The organism is Caniella muris (genome assembly GCF_943193035.1).
Classification (GTDB): Bacteria; Actinomycetota; Coriobacteriia; order Coriobacteriales; family Atopobiaceae; genus Granulimonas; species Granulimonas faecalis.
This window is the reverse complement of record NZ_CALPCK010000002.1, coordinates 1-15,594: the sequence shown is the minus strand read 5'-3', so window position 1 is coordinate 15,594 and position 15,594 is coordinate 1. Positions and strand designations below refer to the sequence as shown.

At 70.2% G+C, this 15,594-nt stretch carries 12 protein-coding genes and 1 other RNA gene; all 13 read right to left on the bottom strand.

Annotated features, from left to right (window positions below; genetic code table 11):
- Positions 1-26: 26 nt before the first annotated feature.
- Positions 27-395: a transfer-messenger RNA gene (gene ssrA, locus NFR49_RS07155) on the bottom strand.
- Between the two features lie 44 nt (positions 396-439).
- Complete coding sequence (locus NFR49_RS07150; protein ID WP_135978899.1) at positions 440-586, bottom strand: rubredoxin-like domain-containing protein; 147 nt, start codon at positions 584-586, stop codon at positions 440-442.
- A gap of 115 nt (positions 587-701) precedes the next feature.
- Entirely contained in the window at positions 702-1,211 is a 510-nt protein-coding gene (locus NFR49_RS07145) for a flavin reductase family protein (protein ID WP_251158964.1), read from the bottom strand.
- A 44-nt stretch (positions 1,212-1,255) separates the two neighbouring features.
- Positions 1,256-1,756 carry an SsrA-binding protein SmpB gene (gene smpB, locus NFR49_RS07140; RefSeq protein WP_135978898.1) on the bottom strand — a complete coding sequence of 167 codons (501 nt, stop codon included), beginning with the start codon at positions 1,754-1,756 and terminating at the stop codon, positions 1,256-1,258.
- Positions 1,756-2,601, bottom strand: coding sequence for a tetratricopeptide repeat protein (locus tag NFR49_RS07135; protein ID WP_251158963.1), 846 nt, complete (start codon positions 2,599-2,601; stop codon positions 1,756-1,758). The genes smpB and NFR49_RS07135 overlap by 1 nt, the downstream gene beginning before the upstream one ends.
- Positions 2,602-4,671 carry a ribonuclease R family protein gene (locus tag NFR49_RS07130; RefSeq protein WP_251158962.1) on the bottom strand — a complete coding sequence of 690 codons (2,070 nt, stop codon included), beginning with the start codon at positions 4,669-4,671 and terminating at the stop codon, positions 2,602-2,604.
- 93 nt (positions 4,672-4,764) lie between these two features.
- Positions 4,765-5,691 (bottom strand): permease-like cell division protein FtsX, encoded by a 927-nt coding sequence (ftsX, locus tag NFR49_RS07125; RefSeq protein WP_251158961.1) that lies wholly within the window; start codon positions 5,689-5,691, stop codon positions 4,765-4,767.
- Positions 5,678-6,640: a cell division ATP-binding protein FtsE gene (gene ftsE, locus NFR49_RS07120; protein ID WP_251158960.1), complete on the bottom strand. Its 963-nt coding sequence runs from the start codon at positions 6,638-6,640 to the stop codon at positions 5,678-5,680. Before ftsE ends, ftsX begins: the two co-directional genes overlap by 14 nt.
- 110 nt (positions 6,641-6,750) lie before the next feature.
- The gene (locus NFR49_RS07115; protein ID WP_251158959.1) at positions 6,751-7,032 is read right to left on the bottom strand and encodes a PTS sugar transporter subunit IIB; all 282 of its coding nucleotides are present in this window, start codon (positions 7,030-7,032) and stop codon (positions 6,751-6,753) included.
- 122 nt (positions 7,033-7,154) lie between these two features.
- Positions 7,155-8,033 (bottom strand): YitT family protein, encoded by an 879-nt coding sequence (locus NFR49_RS07110; RefSeq protein ID WP_251158958.1) that lies wholly within the window; start codon positions 8,031-8,033, stop codon positions 7,155-7,157.
- A gap of 8 nt (positions 8,034-8,041) precedes the next feature.
- Positions 8,042-9,157, bottom strand: a complete 1,116-nt coding sequence (prfB, locus tag NFR49_RS07105; protein WP_251158957.1) for a peptide chain release factor 2 — start codon at positions 9,155-9,157, stop codon at positions 8,042-8,044.
- Positions 9,158-11,899: a preprotein translocase subunit SecA gene (gene secA, locus NFR49_RS07100; protein ID WP_251158956.1), complete on the bottom strand. Its 2,742-nt coding sequence runs from the start codon at positions 11,897-11,899 to the stop codon at positions 9,158-9,160.
- Between the two features lie 181 nt (positions 11,900-12,080).
- The gene (locus tag NFR49_RS07095; protein ID WP_251158955.1) at positions 12,081-15,047 is read right to left on the bottom strand and encodes an AfsR/SARP family transcriptional regulator; all 2,967 of its coding nucleotides are present in this window, start codon (positions 15,045-15,047) and stop codon (positions 12,081-12,083) included.
- Positions 15,048-15,594: the final 547 nt, after the last annotated feature.

Genomic DNA, 15,594 nt, shown 5'->3' with positions numbered 1-15,594 from the left:
GGTCTGGCGCAGGGCCGCGTTGCCATTGGTGGAGGCGCGGAGAATCGAACTCCGGTCCTACATGGCCCCCTGGCGGGCATCTCCAAGCTCAGCCACCGATCGGGTCTCGAGCCGGGCTGGTACGGTGGCCCACGCACCCGGCTCCAGTCGGTTCTATCTTAGCCTGCGGCATACCGACCACGTCCGCAGGCGCATCTCCCTAAGATGACACCTTGCACGGGCCAGGAGCGAGCCCGTGCTCGGCGCGCTGGTTAGTTAAGACTAAGCAGCGAGGGCATACTGCCCAGAGAACTCAGTGTCGTCAATTGAATTTGACGGTACCCCTGTTTAACGTGGCGAGGAGACCACGGCTTGCTTCCCACCTCAGGACCATCCAGTCGAAACCAGTCGCCCCCGAAGGAAGAACGAGTCTAGCACAGGGCCGGACCCGCAGGCAGGGCTAATCCTCCTCGACGAGCTCGAAGAGCTCGGGGCCCACGCCGCACACGGGGCAGACGTAGTCCTCGGGAAGCTCGGGCTCGTCGATGGTGACCTCGTAGCCGCACACGGTGCAGCGGAAGGTGTAGGTCTTCTTCTCATCAGCCATGATGTCTCCTTTTTTTGACGTGGCGACGTGCCGGCGGGTCCGGCTTTGTCTTTAGATACCCCGCGGCACGCCCCGTAGCCGCACGGGCGCGTAAGCCCGCAAACCTTGGGCCGGGTCAGTCGGCCACGTAGCTGGCGGCCTTGGGCGGGGTCTTGCCCTTGAGAGTGGTGTGGTAGTAGCTGTAGGTCATGGGCGTGCCGTCGCCCAGGTCGCGCGTCTCGACGACCTCGGCGAGGAACACGAGGTGCGTCCCCGCGTCCACGGTCTGGCGCACGGCGCAGGCGCACATGCCGCAGCAGTGGTCGGTGGTGTAGACGTCGCCGAACTCGTCGGTGGCGCAGGAAAGCCCCTCGAACTTGTCGATGTCGGTGGAGCTGCGGAAGCCGAAGCGCCCGATGAAGGGCATGTCGGCCGACTCGTCGAGGACCGTCACGGCGAAGTGCCCGCTGGCGGCGATGCGGCCGCAGGTGACGTTGTCCTTGTTCACCGAGACGACGACCTGGATGGGGTCGGCCGTGACCTGCGTGACGGTGTTGACGAGGCAGGCGGCGGCGCCCTCCTCGTCCTTGGACGAGACGATGTACAGGCCGTAGGAGTGTTTGAACATGACGGTGGGATCCACCATGGCTCCCCCTTTCCGGGCGGGTGCGGGCGCCGGCCCGCCGCCGCTCATATACGTCGGTTGCGCTCCTTGAGTGCCCGGGCGATCTCTCGGTCGGAGTCGCGTTTGGCCATGTCGGCGCGCTTGTCGTAGAGCTTCTTACCCCGCGCGAGGCCGATCCGGAGCTTCACGCGGTTGTGCTCGTCGAAGTAGAGCTCGAGGGGCACGAGGGCGACGCCCTTGACCTTGAGCTTGCCGGCCAGGTAGTCGATCTGGCGGCGGTGCAGCAGGAGCTTGCGCTTGCGGTCGGGGTCCTGCCCCCAGGCGCCGGTGTGGCTGTAGGGCTGGATGTGCATGCCGTGGAGCCACGCCTCGCCGCCGCGGACGAGCACGAAGGCGTCCGTGATCTGGGCGGAGCGCTCGCGGAGGCTCTTGACCTCGCTGCCGGTGAGGACGATGCCGGCCTCGAACGTCTCGTCGATGAAGTACTCGTGGCGGGCGGTGCGGTTCTTGGCGAGGACCTTGATAGAGGGTCCCTTCTTCTTTCCGCCCTTGGCGGGAGAGGCCATCACTTTCCCCCTTCCCCGTCGTCCGTGGAACGGATGACGTCGATGAGCAGCGCGCAGGCCTCGGCGCCCACGAGGTCGCGGGCACGGAGGGTGAGCGACGCCGCGAGGTTGCGGTCGCCGGCGTCCGCGGCGTCGGTGGCGCACATGAGCAGGCAGACGGCGATCTCGGCGTTGGCGCCGTCGGGCAGCCCCTCGGCCTCCACGAGCTCGGCCGCCTCCCGGCGGGTCAGGGCGTCGGGGTCGCCGTCGGTGCCGCGGGCGGCGTCCACCATCTTCCCGAGGGCGGCGTCGTCCGGCGAGAGGTTCTGGGCGCTCTTGAGGCAGGCGGCCGCCGTGCGCAGGCGCCCAGTCTCCTCGAAGTGCCGGGCGAAGTTGCAGTAGGCGCGCACGAGGTGCTGGGCCTCGCTGGCGCGGGCGAACACCGAGAAGGTGAGGGCCAGCCACTCGTCGATGTCGCCCTTGATGCGGTAGAGCTCGGCGAGGTCGAGGCGGTAGCCGCAGCCCATGGGGTTCCAGCGCACGGCCTGCTTGAGCGCCTCGGCCGCGCGGTCGTAGTCGCCGAGGTTCACCAGGGCGAAGGCGAGGTCGCCGTAGAGGCGGTCCAGGGGCTCCCCCACCTGCTCGAGGCGACGCGGGTCGCGCTCCACGCGCCGGTAGGCGAGGCGGTCGAAGACCGTGGGGAAGCTGAACCACTGCACCTCGTCGGTGGTGTGGCAGTTGCGGTCGACGTACTCCTCGGCGTCGGCCGCCATGGCGGTGAGCATGGGCTCCGCCTGCTCGGCCTGACCGGCCGCGAGCAGCATCTCGGCCTGCACGAGGTCGGCCGTCATCTGGCTGAGGTCCATCTAAGACTCCCGTTCTCCGTTGTGGCCGCACCCATTGTGGCACGGCACCCCTCCGTCGTCGGCCAGGGTGAAGTCGATGCGTCCCCGGGGCACGTCCACGTCCTCCACGCGCACCCGCACCCGGTCGCCGAGGCCCCACCGGGTGCCGTCCTCCTCGCCCGTGAGCGTGAGGCGCCGCTCGTCGTAGGTGAACCACTGGTCGCCGAGGCGCCGTACGGGCACGAGGCCGTCCGCGCCGGTGTCGTCCAGGGTCACGAACAGGCCGAAGCGCTCGCAGCCGCTCACGACGCCGCCCTCCACCGAGCCGATGCGCCCCGCGTAGAACTCGGCCATCTTGATGGCCTGCGACTCGTGCTCGGCCGCGGCGGCGCGGCGCTCGCCGTCGGAGCAGTCGCGGCACCGCTGGGGCAGCAGGCGCTCGGCGGCGCGCCACTCCCGCGTGGAGAGGCGCCCGCGGGCGAGGGCCTTGAGGGCGCGGTGCACGAGGATGTCGGGGTAGCGGCGGATGGGGCTCGTGAAGTGGCAGTAGGCCTTGGCGCCGAGGGCGTAGTGGCCGTCGTTGCGCGGCAGGTAGATGGCCCGCTTCATGGCCCGGAGCAACAGCGTGGAGACGAGCGTCTCGGCCACGGTGCCGCCCGCGCGCTCGAGCACCCCCTCGATGGCGAAGGGGTCGCCCGCGGCCACTGCCGCCGCCTGGGCGGCGTCCACGAGGTCGAACTCCTTGAGCACCGGCACCACGCGCGCGAGGTCCTCCGGGGAGGGCTGCTCGTGCACGCGGAAGGCCGTGGCCACGGAGTGCCCGGCCAGCTCGGCCGCCACGGCCTCGTTGGCGAGAAGCATGGCCTCCTCCACGAGCTCCGTGGCCGCGGTGGGGCGGCGCACGGTGACGCCCACGGGGCGGCCGTCGGCGTCCACGGTCACCTTCGACTCCCTCGAGGCGAAGTCGATGGCGCCCCGGCGGTGCCGGAGCACCCTGCGCCGGTAGGCCACCTCGTCGAGCACGGCGAGCGACTCGGCCACCACGGACGGGTCGCCCTCGGCCACGGGCAGGTCCCGGGGTTCGGACCCGCCGCCGAGGAGGGCGTCCACCTGCCCGTACTCCAAGCGGGCCCGCGAGCGGATGACGGCCGGCGCTATGCGCGGCGACCCGGTCACCGCGCCGCCGCGGTCGAGCTCCACCGTGACGTTCATGGCCAGGCGGTCCATGCCCGGCACGAGGGAGCAGACGTCGCAGGACAGCGCCTCGGGCAGCATCGGCAGCACGCGGTCGGCCAGGTACACCGAGCAGGTGCGCGACGCCGCCTCGGAGTCGAGCGCGGAGCCGGGCCCCACGTAGTGGGTGACGTCGGCGATGGAGACCGACACCTCGTAGCCGCGCTCGGTGCGGCGTGCGAAGACGGCGTCGTCGTAGTCGCGGGCGCCCGTGGGGTCCACCGTGACGCACGGGACGTCGCGGAGGTCCAGGCGCCCGGGCTCGGACAGCGCCTCCTCGATGCCCGCCCTCACGTAGGACGCCTCCCGCTCCACGAAGGGCGGGAACGAGCGCGGCAGGTCGTGGCGGGCGATGACCGCCTCGATGTCCACGTCCACGTCGTCGGGCGAGCCCAGCCGCTCGTCGAGGGTGACCACACCGGCCTCCCCGCGGGACGGGTAGGTGAGGATCCGGGCCCGCACGAGGTCGCCGTCCCCCACCCCCAGCCGCCCCGCGCTGCGGTCGTCCGGCAGCACGAAGAAGTCCCGCCGGATGCGCTCGTCGAGGGGCGTGACGGCGCCGAGGGGGTCCAGACGCCCGTAGATGCCCACGAACGAGGTCGTGGCGCGGGTCACGACGGTCTGCACCCGGGCCATCTTGCCGGGCCCGTGATGGGCCGGCGAGAGGGTCACGCCCACGGTGTCGCCGTTCATGGCCTCGCGGATGCCGCCCCGGGCCACCGGGAACGTGCCCTCCGCCGTCTCGACCTCGGCCACGCCGGGCCGGGCCACCCGGATGGTGCCGATGAGGGCGCTCCGGTGCTTGGGCCTGGTCTTGGGCGGCCTGCGCCGGTTGGAGCCCTTCCTCCCCTTGGCCATGGGAACCCCTCCTTCAAACAAAGCGGCCCGCGCTCAGCGCGGGCCGCACCTGTCGCTCTTGTCCGTTCTTACCCCATACGGGGGCCGCCCGGGCTACACCTTGAGGTAGCGGCCCATGGCGATGGCCGAGCCGAACAGGCCGATCACGAGGCCCACCACGAGCAGGATCGCGTAGGTGAAGCCGACGATGGCCGGGTCGACCGTGATGGCCAGGAACTGCAGGCTGCTCTCGAGGCGCGGCAGCACCACGGAGAGGACCAGCTGCAGGGCGCCGATGGACAGCAGCGCGCCGATGAGGGCCTCGAGGGCGCCCTCCATGAGGAAGGGCCCGCGGATGAAGCCGTTGGACGCGCCCACGAGGCGCATGATGGCGATCTCGCGGCGGCGGGCCGAGATGGCCAGGCGGATGGTGTTGTTGATGAACACGAAGGCCACGAACGTGAGCATGATCACCAGCACCACGGCGATGACGCGGATGTAGTTGGCCACCGAGAAGAGGCGCTCGACGGTCTCCTGGCCGTACTGCACCGAGGCGGCCGGGTTGTCGGTGTCGTCGCAGACCTCGGCGAACGAGGGGTCGGCGATGAGCTTGTCGGCCGTGGCCGAGACCTGCTGCGGGTCGTCGAGCTTGATGACGAGGGAGGCGGGCACCGGGTTCTGGCCGTCCAGCGCGTCCACGGCCGCGGCCGCGTTCTTGTTGGACATGGTGGTGCGGTACTCCTCGAGGGCCTCGTCCTTGGACTTGTAGGTCACCGACTCGACGTTGTCCCAGCCCTGGACGGACTTCTGGAGCGCGTCCACCTTGTCCTGGGCGGCGTCGTCGGAGAGGAACGCCTGGATGGTGACCTTGTCCTCCACGGAGCCCACCATGTTGTTGACGATGGAGCTGCCGAGGACGAAGACGCCGATGATGAAGAGCGAAAGGAAGATGGTGACCACGGCGCCGAGGGCCGTGGACAGGTTCCTGCGGAAGTGATGCCCGGCCTCGCGCAGGGAGTAGCCGAAGTTAGAGGGCGCCATAGTAGCCGTAGCCTCCCCTCTCCTGGTCGCGGACCACATGGCCGGCCTCGAGCGCGATGACGCGCTTGCGCATGGAGTCGACCATCTCGCGGTCGTGGGTGGCCATGAGGACCGTGGTGCCGGTGCGGTTGATGCGCTCGAGCAGCTTCATGATGCCGAGCGAGATGGCGGGGTCGAGGTTGCCCGTGGGCTCGTCGCAGATGAGCAGCGGCGGGCGGTTGACCATGGCCCTGGCCACGGAGACGCGCTGCTGCTCGCCGCCGGAGAGCTGGTCGGGGTACATGTCCATCTTCTCCTGCAGGCCCACGAGGCGCAGCACCTCGGGGACCTGGGCCTTGACCACGGAGCGGGGCTTGCCGATGCACTCGAGCGTGAAGGCCACGTTCTCATAGGTGGTCTTGTCGGGCAGCAGCTTGAAGTCCTGGAACACGCAGCCGATCTGGCGGCGCAGGTACGGGACCTTCCAGTTGCGCATGGTGGTGAGGTCCTGGCCGGCCACGATCACCTTGCCGCTGGTGGCCTTGAGCTCGCGGGTGAGCAGCTTGATGAAGGTCGACTTGCCCGAGCCGGAGTGGCCCACGAGGAAGACGAACTCGCCGGGGTAGATGTCCAGCGAGACGTTCTCGAGGGCCGGCTTGTTGGGCTGCGCGGGGTAGATCTTGGTGACGTCGCGCATGGAGATGGTCGGCGCACCCGAGCGGTTGATATGGCTCTCGTCCTCGTCGGTGGGGCGCAGCGGCGCGAAGACGCTGGTGAAGCCGGGCTCGTTGGTGGGGTCGAAGGCGCTTTCGCGGGCGGGCGCGTGGGCCGTCTCCACGACGACGGGCTCGAGGCCCTCGTTCGCGGCGGGGGCCCCGTCGGCGGGCGCGTCCGCCGTGTCGGGGGCAGCGGGGCGCGGCGCCGGCGACTTGTCCGGCTCCGCATCCGGGCTGCGGAAGTGATTGGCCACGTGGTGCTCCTTTTGTCGTGCGTGTGTGACGTGCGCCCATAGCCTATCAGAGGCCGGGGTTGCCTATGTGGCCTTTCATCGGATGGGCAGAAGGGGCGGGCGCCCCGGGCCTAGCCCTGACGGGTGGCGAGGAAACCCTCGAGGACGGCCTTGATCTCGTCCTTGTCGAGGATGTTGTCCACCGAGGCGACGTAGACGCCGTGGGTGTCCACCCTGTCGGCGAAGTCGGACTGCGTGAGGATGAGGTCGCCCTTGAAGTCGGCGATGGAGTCGAGGGACCCGTGCTGGGTCACGATGGGGAGCTCGTTCTCCTTGATGACCTGGTCGGCCTTGATCTTGAGCATCATCGAAGAGCCCATGCCGGCCCTGCACGCAACGAGCGCCTTGTACATCTCGAATCTCCTTATCCGCCCGGTCACGACCGCCGGGCCATGGCCCATTCCAAAGGGCATACCTTACACACATGGTACCCACGGTAGCGCCAAAGAAGCCCGACCACCGCATTTCCAGAGGGTCAGCGACGCCCCATGCCCTCGAAGCCCTCGCCGAACGCCTCGTGGACCTCGGAGATGATCATGAGCGCCTCCGGGTCGGCGTCGGAGACGATCTCCTTGAGCATGCCCACCTCGCGGTTGGACAGGATCACCAGGAGCATGGGCTTGGGGTTGCCCGACCACACGCCCCGGGCCGAGACCTCGGTGCAGCCGCGGCCGAGGGAGTACATGACCGCGTTGGCGATCCGGTCGTGGTTCTGGGAGATGATCCAGGCCGCCCGCTCGCTTCTCGGGCCGTCGATGACGGCGTCGAGGACCCTGCACATGAGATACATCATCACCATGGCGTACAGGGCGTTGGAGAGCGAGAAGACCGGGATGGAGACGAGCACGATGAGGGCGTCCACGATCACCGACGCGGTGCCCACGGGGATGCCGAGGCGGCGGTTGGCGAGCTGGGCCACGATGTCGGTGCCGCCGGTGTTGCCGCCGGTACGAAAGACGAGGCCCAGGCCCACGCCGCATATCACGCCGCCCCACAGGGCACAGAGCAGGAGGTCGCCCCCGCCGAGCGGCGGCACCACCGGGGCGAACAGGTCGATGAACAGGGAACTCGCAACGATGCCGCCGATGGTGCGGGCGGCGTAACGCAGGCCGCCGGTGCGGATGACCGGGATCATGAGCAGGCCGTTCATGATCAAGGTCTGGGTGCCCACGGGAAGGTAGAGGCCGTGCTCGGCCCCCACGGCGTAGATCACCGTGGCAAGACCCGTGACCCCGCCGGCGGCCAGGCCCTCGGGGACGGCGAAGGCGTCCACGCCGAAGGCGTAGAGGGCCGATCCCACGACGATGAGGACGACGTCTCGCGCGACCCTCCTGACATCGACCCCACCGCCCATGGAACCCCCTACTCCGCCTGCTGCGACACCGCCCACCGATGATACCCGACGATGAACTGGTCGAGGTCCCCGTCGTCGAGCACCGCCGACACGTTGCCGGTCTCGATGCCGGTGCGGGTGTCCTTCACCAGCTGGAAGGGGTAGAGCACGTAGTTGCGGATCTGGTTGCCGAACGAGATCTCGTGCTTGGGGCCGCGCAGCTCGTCGAGCTCGGCCTCCCGCCTGGCCTTCTCCTGCTCGTAGAGGCGGGCCTTGAGGATCTGCATGGCGCTGGCCTTGTTCTGGATCTGGCTGCGCTCGTTCTGGCAGGTGACCACGATGCCCGAGGGCAGGTGGGTGATGCGCACCGCGGAGTCCGTGGTGTTGACGCCCTGGCCGCCGGGGCCCGAGGCGTGATAGACGTCGATCCTGAGGTCGGAGGGGTCGATCTCGACCTCGATGTCGTCGGGGAGCACCGGGAGCACCTCGACGCCCGCGAAGGTGGTCTGGCGACGCTTCTTGGCGTCAGTGGGCGAGATGCGCACGAGGCGGTGGACGCCCTGGTCGGCGCGGAGCATGCCGTAGGCGTTCTTGCCGCTCACGGTGAACGTGGCGCGGTCGAGGCCGATGACGTCGCCCGCGGGGGCGTCGTTGACGTCCACCCTCCAGCCGCGGCGCTCGCAGTAGCGCAGGTACATGCGGAAGAGCATCTCCGTCCAGTCCTGGGCCTCGAGGCCGCCCTGGCCGGGCGTGACGGTGACGATGGCGTCGCCGTGGTCGAGGTCGTCGGTGAACCAGCTGGACAGCTCGAGCTCCGAGAGGCTCGAGGAGAGCCGCTCGGCCAGGGCCTGGGACTCCTCGCGCAGGTCGTCGTCGTCCATCTCGTCGCCGAGCTCGAGGGCCGCCTGGGCGTCCTCGAGCAGCGAGCGGGCGGCCTCGAAGGCCGCCACGTCGTCGCGGTCGCGGGCCAGGGCCTCCATGACGGCCCTGGCGCCGTCGGCGTCGTCCCAGAACCCGGGGGCCGCGCTCTCCCGCTCGAGGCGGGCGATGCGCTCGCGGGTCTCATCGAGGTGCAGATAGCCCTCGACCTCCTCAAGGCGCGCCGAGAGGAGGCCGAGGTCCGCCGTGGTGGCTTCTTCGCTCACTTAGTGCTTCTTTCCGTGGCAGTTCTTGAACTTCTTGCCCGACCCGCAGGGGCACGGGTCGTTGCGACCCACGCCGGCGTAGGGGTCGCCGGACTCCGCCTTGACGTAGGGGCGGGGCTTGGCCGGCTCGCGGTCCTTGCCGTCGCGGGCGATGTTGCTCGTGGCGGCGATGCGGCCGCGGGGGCGGTCGCCCTGGTCGCCGTCGACCTCGGCAGGCCCGGAGAACGTGGCACCGGCGAGGTTGTCGCGCTCGGGCTCGGGCTGGGGCCTGGTGGAGACCTCGATGCGCAGGAGCGTGCGGATGTAGTCCTCGTACATGGCGTTCACGAGGGCCTGGAAGGCGCGGTAGGCCTCCTGCTTGTACTCCACCAGCGGGTCGCGCTGGCCGAAGCCGCGCAGGCCGATGCCGGTCTTGAGGTAGTCCATCTCCTGGAGGTAGGTCATCCAGCGCTGGTCGATGACGCGGAGCATCACCTGCTGGGAGAGGTCGGCCATGACGTCGGCGCCGAGGGCCTCCGAGCGCTGGGCGTAGAGGTCCGACACGTAGCCGCGGACGATGGAGAGGATCCGCTCGCGGTCCAGGTCGGCGTCGAGCTCGGGGATGTCCTTCCTGCCGGTGAGCTCCTCGAGCCAGCCGCGGAGGCCGTCGAGGTCCCACCCCTCCACGTCCTTGCCGGGGCAGAACTCGTCCACGGCGGTCTCGCAGGTCTGGTCGAGCACCTCCTGGACGTGGCCCACGAGGTCCTCGCCGTCGAGGATCCGGTTGCGCTCGGCGTAGATGACCTGGCGCTGCTGGTTCATGACGTCGTCGTAGTCGAGGACGTTCTTGCGCATGCCGAAGTTGATCTCCTCGATCTTGCGCTGGGCGCTCTCGACGGCCTTGGAGACCATCTTGGCCTGGAGCGGCATGTCGTCGGGCATGTCGTAGCGCTGCATCATGGCGCCGATGCGGTCCATGCGGTCGCCGCCGAACAGGCGCATGAGGTCGTCCTCGAGGGAGAGGTAGAACTGGGTCTCGCCGGGGTCGCCCTGACGGCCGGAGCGGCCACGGAGCTGGTTGTCGATACGGCGTGACTCGTGGCGCTCGGTGCCGATGACGCAGAGGCCGCCGGCCTCCACCACGTGCTCGCGCTCCTCGGAGCACACGGCCTTGGCGCGGGCGAGGGCGTCGTCGCGCTGTTCCTGCGTGGCCTCCTCGAGCTCCACGCCCTCGGCCACGAGCATGTCCTCGGCGAGCACCTCGGGGTTGCCGCCGAGCAGGATGTCCGTGCCTCGGCCGGCCATGTTGGTGGCGATGGTCACGGCGCCCTCGCGGCCGGCCTGGGCCACGATCTGGGCCTCGCGCTCGTGGAACTTGGCGTTGAGGACCTCGTGCCTGATACCGCGGCGGTCGAGGGTGTCGGACAGGCGCTCGGAGCTCTCGATGGTCACGGTGCCCACAAGGACCGGCTGGCCCTTGGCGTGGCGGCGCTCGATGTCGTCGGCCACGGCGGCGAACTTGTGGTCCACCGTGCGGTAGATCTGGTCGTCGAGGTCCACGCGGCGCACGGGGCGGTTGGGCGGGATCTCCTGCACCGGGAGCTTGTAGATCTCGCGGAACTCGCCGTCCTCGGTCATGGCGGTGCCCGTCATGCCGGAGAGCTTGTCGTAGAGGCGGAAGTAGTTCTGCAGCGTGATGGTGGCCAGCGTCTGGTTCTCCTCGAGGACCTTGACGCCCTCTTTTGCCTCGATGGCCTGGTGCAGGCCCTCGGAGTAGCGACGGCCCTCCATGATGCGGCCCGTGAACTCGTCGACGATCTTCACCTCGCCGCCCGTGACCACGTACTGCTGGTCGCGGTGGAACATGTACTCGGCCTTGAGGGCCTGCTGGAGGTGGTTCACCAGCTGGCCGGCCATGTCGCCGTAGATGTTGTCGATGCCGAGGCGGCCCTCGATCTTCTTGAGGCCCTCGTCGGTGGCCATGATGGTGTGCTTGGCCTCGTCGAGCTCGTAGTCCTCGTCGGCCACGAGGCCCTTCACGGCGCGGGCGAAGTCGCGGTAGATGGAGGCCGACTTGGTGCCGGCGCCCGAGATGATGAGGGGCGTGCGCGCCTCGTCGATGAGGATGGAGTCGACCTCGTCGACGATGGCGTAGTGGTGCCCGCGCTGCACGCGGCGGGAGGCCTGGGTGACCATGTTGTCGCGCAGGTAGTCGAAGCCGAACTCCGAGTTGGTGCCGTAGGTGACGTCGGCCGCGTAGGCGGGGTGCTTGTCGCCCAGGGGCATGCCGTTCTGGAGCAGGCCCACGTTCATGCCCATGGCGCGGTACAGGCGGCCCATCCACTGGGCGTCGCGGCGCGCGAGGTAGTCGTTGACCGTGACGATGTGGACGCCCTTGCCGTCGAGGGCGTTGAGGTAGCCCGCGAGGGTGGAGACGAGCGTCTTGCCCTCGCCGGTCTTCATCTCGGCGATCATGCCGCGGTGCAGCGCGACGGCGCCCACCACCTGCACGTCGAAGTGGCGCATGCCGATGACGCGGTCGGACATCTCGCGGACGGCCGCGAAGGCGTCGGGGAGCAGGTCGTCGAGGGACTCGCCGTTGGCGCGGCGCTCCTTGAGCAGCGGCGTCATGGCCGCGAGCTCCTCGTCGCTCTTGTCGGCGTACGTGGGGGCAAGACCGTTGACGCGGTCGGCTATCTTTTGGAACTCCTTGAGCTCCTTATCGGATCCCATCGACAGGATCTTCGAGAACAGTCCAGCCATAGGCACCTACCCTTTGTTCTTGACGGGGCGCGGGGCCGATAGACGCCGCGCCGCCATACCACTATAGCCATAGCCGACGGGGCTCCGACCGAGAGGGCGCTTCCGCGGCAGTATTTCAAGCTTCATGCAGACTACCTCATTCCCCCTCGTAGTGCCATATTTACACACCTACAACAATCGATTATTCGACGGTCTGGCACAGCCCCCTGATCCTCCGGTCGACCTCCCTCGCGAGAGCCGAGAGCTCGGGGCTCGGCGGCGCCCCGTAGACCCCCTCGACCGTCCTCTCGTGTTCCCGGCACACCTGGGCCGCCTCGGAGAAGCGGTGGGCGGCCATGAGCATGCGCACGTAGGAGGCCGCGGCGTCGTCCCTCGCGGGGCAGAGGCCGTAGGCCGCCTGGGCGAGCACGATGCCGTCGTGCTCACGGGAGCAGCCCGCGGAGAGCGAGGCGCCCCGCACGAGGGCGTCCACGTAACGGCACTCGAGGCGGTCCCGCTCCGCGGCGAAGAACTCGAACCCGGGCCCCGCGTCGGGCACGTGGAGGCCGCCGGAGTAGAGCGCCATGGCCTTCAGCGCGGCGTCGACGCGCCGCTCGTCGGACCCCGGGCCGAACACCGCCGCCAACGCGGCACGCAGCTCGTCGATGTCGCACTCGACGAGCCGCTCCGAGAGCGCCACGACGCCGTTCCGGCACGCGACCACCGGCTCGCCCTCCCGGGCCCGGCCGACGGCGCGGCGCACGGCCGACGTCATCTGGTAGAAGGCCTGGAGGCAGGCCTCCTGGCCGCGGTCCGGCCAGAAGGTGGGCAGGACCTCGTTGCGATAGGCCCGGTGCCCCTCCCGGACGGCGAGGTACCCCAGGAGCTGCGCGGACCCCCGCCGCCACGAGGACGGGGGCACCTCTCGCCCGTCCACGGTCACGCGGAGGCCGCCGAGCACCGCCACCCGCACCGCGGCCCGCTCCCCCTCCGGGGCGGCCCGGTCGGCCCACCCCCTCCTTGCCCTGATGGCGCCGCGCCAGGTCTCGGGCAGCAGCCGCCAGAGGCCGTCGGCCCCCTCCCGGCCCAGGGAGAGGGCGGCGCCGACGAGGAGCGCGGACGCCGCATCGCACCCCTGGGACGCCAGGAGCGACCTGATCCGCCGCTCGCGGGCCGCGTCGCGCGTGCCCCCGAGCCCCCAGGCCACGGCCTCGGCGGCCGCCCCGAGGGGCCCGCCGCCCCAGTCTGCCCCGGCGCCGCCCTCCTCGCCGCGGAGCATCGAGACCACGGCCACCGTCAGCGAGCAGCACCGCGACACCCACGGGCCGCCCTGGCCCTCCAGCGCCGCATGGGCGTGGGCGACGGCGTCGTCCAGCTCGCCGCGGGCCAGCTCCCCGAGGGCCATGCCGCACCTGACCAGCGACGCCACGGCGCCGTCCCCGTGCCCCTCGGCCGCCGCCAGCGCCTCCATGGCGCCCCCGCGGCCCGCGGAGGCGCCGCAGGCCGTGTCGGCGACCCAGCAGAGCGCCTCCTCGTAGACGCCCCAGGGCTCGGGCACGGAGGTCCTCAGGAACGCCAGCGCGTCGGCGAGGGCGGCCCTCTCGCCAAGGGAGACGACCTTGCCCAGGAGCCGAGCGCAGACGTAGGAGTCGACGGCCACGAGCGCCCCGCCCAGGGTGGAGCCGCCGTCCTCCCGACCCTCCTCGCGGGCGAGCACCCTGAGGGCCTCCCCGAACGCCCCCGACAGGATGTGCGTGCGCGCCCGCAGGTGCGCCGCGAGCCTGGTGCGCGTGGCCTCGCGCACCAGCGACGTCACGCCACCCTCCCCGCGGGCGCCGTCCCCGCACCGCCAGGGGAGCCCCGGTCCCGTGCCGTAGAGGTCGCGGACGCACCCGAGGAGCCGCACCTGGTCGGCCGCGGGGCCGGACCCCAGGACCTGCTCGGAAAGGTCGGCCCCGGACCCCTCGGCGGCCGCGAGCGCGGACCGCACGCGGCGGAGGTCGGGCCCGTCGCAGCCGTCCGACGCCGAGGCCGCCAGGGTGGAGCGGAGCAGCGAGGCGCCGCCCGCATCGAGGATCTCGGCGGGGAAGGCGGCCGCGACCGACAGCATGTCGATGGAGTCGACGCACCTCGCCGCGACCGCGATGGCCTGGGAGAGGGCGCCCCGGGACACCAGCCGCTGGACGGCCTCGAAGACGAGGTCGGGGTAGCGCCACGAGGCCTCGTCCACGCACGACGCCGGGCATGGTCCGCTCCCCACCACCGAGAAGCGCACACCCAGGGCGTCGATGCCGAGCACCGGGCACTCCTCGCGGGTCGACGCCACGAGCTCCGCGGAGAGTGGCACGCCGAGGGCCGAGACCTCCTCCAGGGAGCCGCTCCCCAGCAGCACGAGGGCGCAGCGGAGACGGCGCTCGTCCTCGATGAGCCGGCACGTGACAGCGTCCAGCAGGAGGGAGGCCCGCCGTCGGCGGTAGGCCGCGAGCCGCCTCGAGGGGTCGTCCCGGGGCGTGGAGGCCATGACGCGGGCCTCCACAAGGGAGGGGATGCCGCCGGTGGAGGCAAAGAGGTCGCGCAGGGTGCCCTCGTCGTCGAGCCCACGCGCCCACGAGGCGAGCTCCGACCTGAGGGCGAGGAGGTCGCGGGCGCCCACGAGGCGGTGCTCCGGGAGCGCGTCGCAGAGCAGGGCGCACTCGGAGGACCCAAGGAGCAGGACCGTGCCGCGGCGGACCAGGCGCGTGACCATCCTCGCGATACGGGCGCAGTGATGCTCCTCGAGCCCGTGGAGGCCGTCGAACACAAGGGCGAGCTCGTCGTCCTCCGAGTCGATCCCCTCGCCGGTCAGGAGGTCGTCGACAACGTCGAAGACGTTGGCCTGGGCCGAGGGGGCGAGCCCGGAGAGGTCGAGGAAGACCGGCTGGCGGCTGCCCCCGTCGAGGCGGTAGGCGGTCTCCACGGCAGTCGAACTCGCCCCATGGCCGGGGTTGCAGCAGAAGAACGCGAGATGGCAGCAGGCGAGGTCGGCGACGAGCGAGGAGACGAGCCCGGAGCGCTCTACCCGGGGCCTCTCCGGGACGGGGGCGGCCACGACCCCGACGGGGAGCCGGGAGAGGAGCAGGTCGCTCAGGCGCTCCTCGACAGGGACGGGGCGGGGGCTAGGCTCGGACATGGGTTCCTCTTCTCAGGTCGGCAAAGATGCACGAGGAACAATACGTCTGTTAAAGCCCTGAAAGCACGGCGCCGGGGGGAAATCTTATCCATATTGATGCAGCCCGTTCCATTGCCCTGTTTATCCATTAGCAACTTCACTATCAGGGCAGTTAACCCCGGGAAGTGACCAAAGTGCATTCAGAGTCAGTTCAGTCATATTCATCACAAGTGGAATTTGACACGGCTCCGACATCGGCCGGCGGCAGGAAGCCCCCACGCGTATATCGATATACTTCTATGCATAAGAAGCACGCGAACATATAGTTTGCGGCACTGAGAAGGGCCCTACGGCCCCTTGGGGCAGCGGCCCCCGACGCCCGGAGGGCCATTGCCCGACGGCTCTGCAAGCCCATTGAAAACAAGAGAGGGCGGGTCGAAGACCTGCCCTCTCAGATTCACATCGCTCGCCGGCGCCCCCCGAAAAGCGAGAGGGGCCCCGGAGGGCCCCTCGGTGCTCGCGCTGTCCCGCGCCCGTCGCTGGTCGGCGGCGTCCTGCTCTCCCACCG